The sequence below is a fragment of the Halomonas sp. genome, from assembly GCF_031581305.1.
Taxonomy (GTDB): domain Bacteria; phylum Pseudomonadota; class Gammaproteobacteria; order Pseudomonadales; family Halomonadaceae; genus Halomonas.
Genome location: NZ_JAVLBC010000035.1, coordinates 15,506 through 19,537, shown reverse-complemented (window position 1 = coordinate 19,537; position 4,032 = coordinate 15,506). Strand labels below are relative to the sequence as shown.

Genomic DNA, 4,032 nt, shown 5'->3' with positions numbered 1-4,032 from the left:
CTGGGGCCACTCCTCCCACCATCCGCTGGGCATCGAGGTGTACCGCGGCAGGCTGATCCTCTTCGGCTGCGGGGACCTGATCAACGACTACGAGGGCATCACCGGCCACGAGGCCTTCCGCGACGACCTGGCCCTGCTCTACTTCCCGAGGCTCTGCCCGGCGGACGGCCGGCTGGAACGGCTGGTCATGGTGCCCCTGCAGCGCCGCCATTTCCGTCTCGAGCGAGCCCCCCGCGAGGAGGCCGAGTGGTTGTGCCGTATGCTGAACCGTGAGGGACGGCCGCTCGGCACCCGGGTACGACTCGATGGCCCAGACCGGTTGGTGCTCGAGTGGCAAGGCGAGCGATGAAGCCGTTCAACTCATGTCGAACCTGATGGCGCGTCCGGACCGGCGTCGGGTGGAGTGTCCGATGCCTCCTGTTCGGCGACGAAGGCACTGCGATGGAAGGCCGCCGCGGCCTCCACCTCGGCAAGGCCACGCAGGCCGGGTTCCCGTGGTTCGTCGCCGGCCAGCACCTGGAGCACCGACCTGACCCCGCGCGAGAGCGATATCAGGTTGTAGCCGCCTTCCAGCACGAAAACCAGCCTTCCCGCGCACTGCCGGCGTGCCAAGCTCTGCAGGATGCCGGTCATGGCGGAAAAGCCGTCATAGGAGACATTCAGCGCCAGGTCATGGCTGTGGGGATCGAAGCCTGTCGAGACCAGGATCAGGTCGGGTCGGAACCACTCGGCCGCCGGCACCAGGATCTCGCGGAAGGCCTTGAGATAGGCGGCGTCGCCGGCATCGGCCGGCAGGGGAACATTGACGATGGCGCCATCCCCGAGGCCCACCCCGACCTCCTCGAGACTCCCCGTTCCAGGATAGAAGGGAGAGGCGCGATGGATATCGAAGAACAGCACATCCGGGTCGGCCCAGAAGATGTCCTGGGTGCCGTTGCCATGGTGCGCATCCCAATCGACGATCATGACCCGCTCGCAGCCCAGTGCCGCCCGGGCATGGGCGGCCGCCACCGCCACGTTGTTGAACAGGCAGAAGCCGCGGGCGCGTACCGGTTCGGCATGATGGCCGGGGGGCCTGACCAGCGCGAAGCTACTTTCGGCTCGGCCCTCTACCACCGCCTCGACGGCAGCGATCGCCGTGCCGGCGGCCACCTCGGCGGCATCGACGCTGCCAGGTGATACGGCCGTGGTATCCACATCCAGCCAGGCACTTTTTCCGCGCAGCTGGTAGATGCTGTCCAGGTAGGAGCTAGTGTGGACGCGCCCCAGCTGCTCGCGAGTGGCCGACATGCCGGCCTCGAAGGTCACCCCGGGGACCGGTTCGAGATCCAGCAGGTGCCGGATGGCGGAGAGCCGGGCGGGGTGTTCGGGATACTTCCAGGGCACCCCCAGCCCAGACAGCAGTTTGCGGACTCGCTTGTCCATGCGCCCTGGCAGGAAGGGCACCTCGATATCCGGTTCATGGGCCAGCATCCGCTCGTCATAGAAGGCGATCACGCTGTTCTGTTCGGCCACTGTGAAGGCTCCCTGTTGTGCGCGACATACGGGTGAGGCGACTCAAGTATCTGGCTACAGCATATCAGGGGCCTGGCATCGGGGGGGGAGGACGGCCCGTCACATCAGCGCATGGCATCGAGCAGGCGTTCCACCGCCAGGAACAGCTGACGACGCGGCTGGGCGCCCTCGAGCACGCCGGCGTGCTCGCCGTCCAGCGAGAAGCGCAGGCCCGGCACGCCGCCGATGCCGGCTTTCCGAGCGATCTGCTGGTCATCCTCTACCTCCTGGCGGAAATCACCCTGCGCCAGGGCCTGGCGCAGGGCCTGCCCATCCAGGTCGAGCGTCTGCGCCACCTGGACGAGTGCCTCGGGGTCGGCCAGGTCGAGGCTCTCCTCGAAGAAGCCGCGGAACAGCGCCGTTTGCATGGCGCTGCCGGCCCCTGGCCGGACGACGTCCTGCGTCCGAGCCCAGGCACTGGCCTCGTGGGCCAGCCGAGAACGGGGCTGTAGGCGAGGCAGGCGCAGGGTCATGCCGCGCTCCGCGGCCATGGGATAGACGGCCCGTTCCCAGATGTCGTGCAGGTAGTTGCCGTCGGGGTCGAGGGTCGGCTCTGGCTCGGGGCGCAGCTCGAAGGCGCGCCAGCGGATTGCCACGACATCGCCGAAGCGCGCTTCCAGGGCGTCGAGCTCCGGAACCTCCAGGTAGCAGAAGGGGCAGACGAAGTCGCTGAAGACATCGAGGGTAATGCGGGGTCGGGGCATCGGGCGCCTCCTGTGGCGATGCGGAAGACCCCGGGAGGGTAACAGCGCGTCGTCCGGCAGGACATGGCAGGAGAGGGTGGTCGGGTGATGGTCCTGGTGGCGCTCTCGAGCCTACCGCCAAGGGCGCGCCGCGGCGATGGGCGAACTGGAGCGGCGGGGCCGGTCGGTGTAGGCTTGTCGCCCTTGTTCACAGCACAGGACCTGATCATGAGCAATCTGCCCAACTGCCCCGAGTGCGGCTCCGAGTTCACCTACGAGGACGGCATTCAGCTTGTCTGCCCGGAGTGTGGCCACGAGTGGTCGAAGGACGCCGGCGCCGAGCCGGCCAAGGACGAGGCGGTGGTCCGCGATGCCAACGGCAATCCCCTGGCCGACGGCGACACTGTCACGGTGATCAAGGACCTCAAGGTCAAGGGCGCCTCGTCGGTAGTGAAGGTGGGGACCAAGGTCAAGAGCATCCGCCTGGTCGACGGCGACCACGACATCGACTGCAAGATCGACGGCATCGGGCCGATGAAGCTCAAGTCCGGGTTCGTCAAGAAGGTGTGATACCCTCTCGCCACATCGGGAGAGAGCACTCATGGCCAAGGATTCATCCCACAACTCTGCCGCGGCCACAAACGACATCTCACTTCGGGACAAGGTCGCGTTCCTGTCGAGTCCCCGGGTTTACGTCGGTTTCGAGGGGGAGGTCGATGTCAAGGAGACCCACATGGCCTGGGTCTTCCTGACTGCAGACCGGGTCTACAAGCTCAAGAAGCCCGTCGAGTACAATCACCGCGACTGCCATGTCCTTCGCGACCGCGAGTTTCTCTGCCATGAGGAGGTTCGCCTCAACCGTCGCCTGGCACCGGAGGTCTACCTGGGCGTGGCATCGTTGAGGCTGAACTCCGAGGGCAGGCTGGCGCTCAATGGCGAGGGAGAGGTGGTCGACTGGCTGGTCGTGATGAAGCGTCTGCCCGAGCATCTCATGCTGGATGTGGCGCTGTCGCAGGGTACCGTCACCAAGGCCCGGGTCACCCGGGTCGCCGAGCGGCTATCGGGCTTCTATCAGGGCCTGGAGCCGGTCGAGATGTCGGTAGAGACCTATCTGGAGCATTTCAAGCGTGAGCTCGACAGGAATCGGGAGGTCATCGCTGATTCGCGATTCTCGCTGGCGAGGGATGGCGTGGCGCCGATGCTCGACCGCCTCGATCGCCTGCTTGTCGAAGAGCCTGAACTGCTGGGGGAGCGCGCGCGTCAGGGGCGGATCGTCGAGGGGCATGGTGATTTGCGTCCCGAGCACGTCTGCCTCTCCGAGCCCCCCGTTGTCATCGATTGCCTCGAATTCAGTCGCCCTCTGCGGCTGGTGGATCCCTTCGACGAGCTGAGCTTCCTGGGCCTCGAGTGCGACCGACTCGGGGCCGCCTGGATTGGCGAGCTGCTGGTCAACGAGTGCGCCCAGACGCTACTGGATTGGCCAGACAGGCGGTTGCTGGCCTTCTATACGGCGTATCGTGCCTGTCTCAGGGCTCGGCTGTCGCTCGCTCACCTGCTCGAGCCTGATCCACGCACGCCGGACAAGTGGGAGCCGCAGGCCAGGGACTACCTGGCTCTGGGGCAGCAGGCCTGCCGTGAACTGGACGCGCCATAATCTGCCTGGATTTCCGGCCATTCAGGCCGGTATAGGTGTGCCATTTACGTGGGGCCCTCGAGCAGCTCGGTAAGTGAGCCATTCTCATGGGCGCGGCGGATTGCCTCGGCAAAGAGCGGAGCAGCGCTGACCACCTCGAGG

The 4,032-nt window shown here is 66.3% G+C and carries 5 protein-coding genes; 3 read left to right on the top strand and 2 right to left on the bottom strand.

The genetic code is table 11. The features are described from left to right. Positions 1-349, top strand: a 349-nt coding sequence (locus tag RI841_RS04945) for a CapA family protein (protein WP_310704473.1), incomplete at its 5' end; no start/stop codon positions are given. 11 nt (positions 350-360) lie between these two features. On the opposite strand, the gene RI841_RS04940 is transcribed toward RI841_RS04945, so the two are convergent. Next, complete coding sequence (locus RI841_RS04940) at positions 361-1,515, bottom strand: histone deacetylase (protein WP_310704472.1); 1,155 nt, start codon at positions 1,513-1,515, stop codon at positions 361-363. A gap of 104 nt (positions 1,516-1,619) precedes the next feature. Then, on the bottom strand, positions 1,620-2,258 hold the full coding sequence (locus tag RI841_RS04935; RefSeq protein WP_310704471.1) for a DsbA family protein: 639 nt from the start codon (positions 2,256-2,258) through the stop codon (positions 1,620-1,622). A gap of 207 nt (positions 2,259-2,465) precedes the next feature. On the opposite strand from RI841_RS04935, the gene RI841_RS04930 reads away from it, so the two are divergent. Together RI841_RS04930 and RI841_RS04925 are read left to right on the top strand one after the other, a co-directional pair. Next, positions 2,466-2,807: a zinc ribbon domain-containing protein YjdM gene (locus RI841_RS04930; RefSeq protein ID WP_310704470.1), complete on the top strand. Its 342-nt coding sequence runs from the start codon at positions 2,466-2,468 to the stop codon at positions 2,805-2,807. A gap of 31 nt (positions 2,808-2,838) precedes the next feature. Continuing rightward, positions 2,839-3,891, top strand: coding sequence for a hypothetical protein (locus RI841_RS04925; protein ID WP_310704469.1), 1,053 nt, complete (start codon positions 2,839-2,841; stop codon positions 3,889-3,891). The last annotated feature ends 141 nt before the right edge of the window (positions 3,892-4,032 follow it).

What these genes read in the sequence shown, in the direction of transcription:
- RI841_RS04935 (WP_310704471.1), bottom strand. Translation starts at nt 2,258, where the DNA reads ATGCCCCGACCCCGCATTACCCTCGATGTCTTCAGCGACTTCGTCTGC.
- RI841_RS04930 (WP_310704470.1), top strand. Translation starts at nt 2,466, where the DNA reads ATGAGCAATCTGCCCAACTGCCCCGAGTGCGGCTCCGAGTTCACCTAC.
- RI841_RS04925 (WP_310704469.1), top strand. Translation starts at nt 2,839, where the DNA reads ATGGCCAAGGATTCATCCCACAACTCTGCCGCGGCCACAAACGACATC.